Origin of the sequence: Kerstersia sp. (assembly GCF_052103615.1) — a bacterium.
Lineage (GTDB): Bacteria > Pseudomonadota > Gammaproteobacteria > Burkholderiales > Burkholderiaceae_B > Kerstersia.
The window spans coordinates 1-2,790 of the sequence record NZ_JBQEKA010000149.1; the positions used below are offsets into that span (position 1 = coordinate 1).

The 2,790-nt window shown below is 63.0% G+C and carries 3 protein-coding genes; all 3 read left to right on the top strand.

Annotation, left to right across the window (positions count from 1 at the left end; genetic code table 11):
• The first annotated feature begins 4 nt into the window (after positions 1-4).
• The 3 genes from ACTJGZ_RS16045 to ACTJGZ_RS16055 are packed head-to-tail and all read left to right on the top strand — an operon-like array spanning position 5 to position 2,738.
• Complete coding sequence (locus ACTJGZ_RS16045) at positions 5-955, top strand: ABC transporter permease (RefSeq protein ID WP_441663892.1); 951 nt, start codon at positions 5-7, stop codon at positions 953-955.
• Positions 952-1,962, top strand: coding sequence for an iron chelate uptake ABC transporter family permease subunit (locus ACTJGZ_RS16050; protein ID WP_441663890.1), 1,011 nt, complete (start codon positions 952-954; stop codon positions 1,960-1,962). The genes ACTJGZ_RS16045 and ACTJGZ_RS16050 overlap by 4 nt, the downstream gene beginning before the upstream one ends.
• Positions 1,959-2,738 (top strand): iron ABC transporter ATP-binding protein, encoded by a 780-nt coding sequence (locus tag ACTJGZ_RS16055; protein ID WP_441663891.1) that lies wholly within the window; start codon positions 1,959-1,961, stop codon positions 2,736-2,738. Before ACTJGZ_RS16050 ends, ACTJGZ_RS16055 begins: the two co-directional genes overlap by 4 nt.
• Positions 2,739-2,790: the final 52 nt, after the last annotated feature.

Sequence of the window (2,790 nt, forward strand, 5' to 3'; positions counted from 1 at the left end):
CTGGCTGTTGCCTGCCTGCGGCGGGGTCGCCCTGCTCTTTATCATCAGCCTGTTCATCGGGGCCGGGGATTTGCGTCTGCAAGACCTCTGGCAAGAAGATGCTGCCGAGGCCTGGTCGCTGCTGATGGCCAGCCGGCTGCCGCGCACCACCGCCCTGCTGCTGGCAGGCATTTCGCTGGCCGTGGCGGGCCTGCTGATGCAGGTGCTGGTGCAAAACCGCTATGTCGAACCTTCCACGACCGGCACCGTGGAATCCGCCATGCTGGGTATTCTGTTCGTCGCCCTCGTCATGCCCGATATTCCGGTCATCGGCCGCATGCTGGTGGCAGGCGCTTTCGCCATGGCCGGCACCATGCTGTTTCTGCTGATCCTGCGCCGCACGCCGCTGCGTTCGCCTTTTCTGGTGCCGCTGGTAGGCCTGGTGCTGGGCGGTATTGTCAGTTCCGTCACGAATTTCTTTGCCTATCGCTACGACATGCTGCAATCCCTGCATGCCTGGACCACCGGTGATTTTTCCGGCGTCCTGCGCGGCCGCTACGAGCTGCTCTGGATAGGCTTTGCCCTGGCCTGTGCCGCCTATCTGGCGGCGGACCGTTTTACCGTCATGGGCATGGGGCAACGTTTCAGCACCAATCTGGGCCTGAATCATCGCACCCTGACGCTGGCCGGCCTGATCATTGTCGCCGCCGTGTCCACCGTCGTGGTCATTACCGCCGGCAATATTCCGTTTCTGGGTTTGGTCGTCCCCAACGTCATCAGCCTGCTGATGGGCGACAACATGCACCGCTCTTTGCCCTGGATCGCCCTGATGGGCGGCGGCCTGGCGCTGCTATGCGATATCGCCGGCAGGCTGATTCATCCGCCCTACGAGATCCCCATCGGCGTCACCATGGGCATCCTCGGCTGTATCCTGTTCCTCTACCTGATTCTGCGCAGCAGAAGCGGAGCCGCATGATGCCGCCCCTGGACACCTGCGCCCCCCTGCCCGCTGCCCAGGCGCACAGCCCTGCCGCCCGGCGCGCCTGGCGTTTGCTGCCTCTGGCCGCGCTCGCGCTGCTTGCCATTCTGGCATTTATGACCACCGGCACCTCCGGCGATTGGGGCTTCATTCTGGCGTTCCGGGGCACCAAGCTGGCGGCCATGCTGCTGGTCGCCTGCGCCATCGCCATCTCGACTGTCCTGTTCCAGACCATCACCCATAACCGCATTCTTACCCCGGCATTGATCGGGTTCGATGCGCTTTACACCTTGATCCAGGCGGCAGCGGCTTTTGGCCTGGGCGCGGAACTGGCGACGATTTCACGCGCTGGCGGCTGGCAATTCCTGGCCCAGGTCGTAGTCATGACCGGCCTGGCCTGCCTGCTGTTCCGCTGTCTGTTTACCGATAGCGCGCAAAGCCTGCACCGGCTGATTCTGGTCGGCATCACCTTCGGGCTGCTGTTTCGCAGCCTGGCCAATCTGCTGATGCGGCTGATAGACCCAAATGAATTCGTCATCGTGCAAGACAAGCTGTTTGCCTCGTTCAATTCCGTCGAGCCCAGGCTGCTGGGCCTGAGCGCCGTGCTGCTGGCCGGCGCCGCGGTGTGGGCGCTGCGCCTGGTGCCCCGCTATGATGTCCTCTCGCTGGGACGCGATATTGCCGTCAATCTGGGCGTGCCCTACCAGCGCACGGTGATGCAGACGCTGGTCGTGATTGCCGTGATGGTTGCCGTCTCAACAGCACTAGTTGGCCCCATTACCTTCCTGGGCCTGCTGGTCAGCAACCTCGCCTACCATGTGATGGATTGCGACCGGCACCGGCTGACCCTGCCCGCTGCCATCCTGATCGCCATCATTCTCCTGATCGGCGGGCAGACGCTGCTGGAACATGTCCTGCATCTGGAAACGGCGATCAGCGTCGTGATTGAATTCGTCGGCGGGCTGCTGTTCCTGCTTATGGTTACCCGCAAGGCAATGAAATGATAGAAGTGTCTCAAGTCTGCAAACGCTACGGCGCCAGCCTGGTGGTCGATGGGGTGTCCCTGAATCTTCCGTCTGGCGGCGTCACCGCCATTATCGGCCCCAACGGCGCGGGCAAATCCACGCTGCTCTCCATGATCAGCCGGCTGTTGCCTATGGATGCGGGTTCGGTGCTGATAGACGGGCTGGATATCACGCGCACCCGCAGCAAGGAGCTGGCGCGGCGCCTGGCCATTTTGCGCCAGGATAATCATTTGCCTGTGCGCCTGACGGTGCGCGATCTGGTCGCCTTCGGCCGGTTTCCGCATAAAGGCCTGAGCACGCCTGCAGAAGATGCGCGGCAGATCGACATGGCATTGCGCTACATGGACATGGATCAGCTGGCGCACCGCTTCCTGGATGAACTGTCCGGCGGCCAGCGGCAGCGCGCTTTTGTGGCCATGGTGCTGTGCCAGGATACGGACTATGTCCTGCTGGATGAGCCCCTCAACGGCCTGGATATGCAGCATGCCGTGAGCATGATGCGCACCTTGCGCCAGGCGGCCGATACGCTGGGCAAGACCGTGGTGCTGGTGCTGCACGATATCAACTTCGCCTCCTGCTATGCCGATACCATCATCGCCATGCGCCAGGGGCGTTTGGCCCACCAGGGGTCGCCTGCGCAACTGGTGCGCAGCGACCTGCTGAGCGAGCTGTATGAAACCCCCATCGCCGTGCACGATATCGGCGGCCAGCGTATCTGCGTGTACTACACCGGCCTGGCGGAACCCGCCGGCTGATCCGCCTGTGCCGGTTCCCTCGTGAAACCGGCACAGGCGGGAGCCACAGACG